At 63.0% G+C, this 845-nt stretch carries 2 protein-coding genes; both read left to right on the top strand.

The annotated features are described in order from the left end of the window. Nucleotides 1–252, top strand: a 252-nt coding sequence (locus C5F44_RS17685) for an ABC transporter substrate-binding protein (protein ID WP_328588522.1), incomplete at its 5' end; no start/stop codon positions are given. A 9-nt stretch (nt 253–261) separates the two neighbouring features. After that, on the top strand, nt 262–845 hold a 584-nt coding region (locus C5F44_RS17690), incomplete at its 3' end, for an ABC transporter ATP-binding protein (protein ID WP_107674950.1).

Raw genomic sequence — 845 nt, forward strand, 5'->3', positions numbered from 1 at the left:
GCCGCCGGCACCGACGATGCCGCCGCTGTTCTGGCCAAGATGCATGAAATGCCGGTCAATGATGTCTTTGCCGAAAATGGCCGCGTGCGCGAAGACAACATGATGGTGCATGACATGTACCTTGTGCAGGTCAAGACACCGGAAGAGTCGAAATACGACTGGGATTACCTGAACGTGCTGGAGACCATTCCCGCCGAAAAGGCCTTCCGGCCGCTTGAACAGAGCAAGTGCCCGCTGGTCACGAAGGGCTAGGCGCGGCCGATGACCCATATCCTTGAAACGGTTGACCTCTGCAAAGAGTTCAGCGGGTTCCGGGCGGTCGACAATGTTTCGCTGAAGGTTCGTGAGGGCGACATCCACGCCCTCATCGGACCGAACGGCGCGGGCAAGACCACCGTCTTCAACCTGCTTACCAAGTTCCTGCCCGCAAGTTCGGGCAGGATCCTGTTCGGCGGGCAGGACATCACAGGCATGAAGCCTGCGCCGCTGGCCCGGCGCGGGCTGGTCCGCAGCTTCCAGATCTCGGCCACGTTTCCGCATCTGACGGTGCTGGAGAATGTGCGCGTTGCCCTGCAGCGGCGGCTGGCGCCGACCTTTGCCTTCTGGCTGCCCGGACGGGTGCTGTCGCGGCTGGACGGACAGGCGATGGAACTGCTGGAACAGGTCGACATGCAGGATTTCGCCGCCGTGAAGGCGGCAGACCTTCCCTATGGTCGCAAACGCTCGGTCGAGATCGCGACCACCCTGGCGATGGAGCCGCGGGTGATGCTGCTGGACGAACCGACGCAGGGCATGGGCCACGAGGATGTTGAGCGGGTCACCCGGCTGATCAAGCGCGTGGCGGC

The organism is Fuscovulum blasticum DSM 2131 (assembly GCF_003034965.1).
GTDB lineage: Bacteria > Pseudomonadota > Alphaproteobacteria > Rhodobacterales > Rhodobacteraceae > Pseudogemmobacter > Pseudogemmobacter blasticus.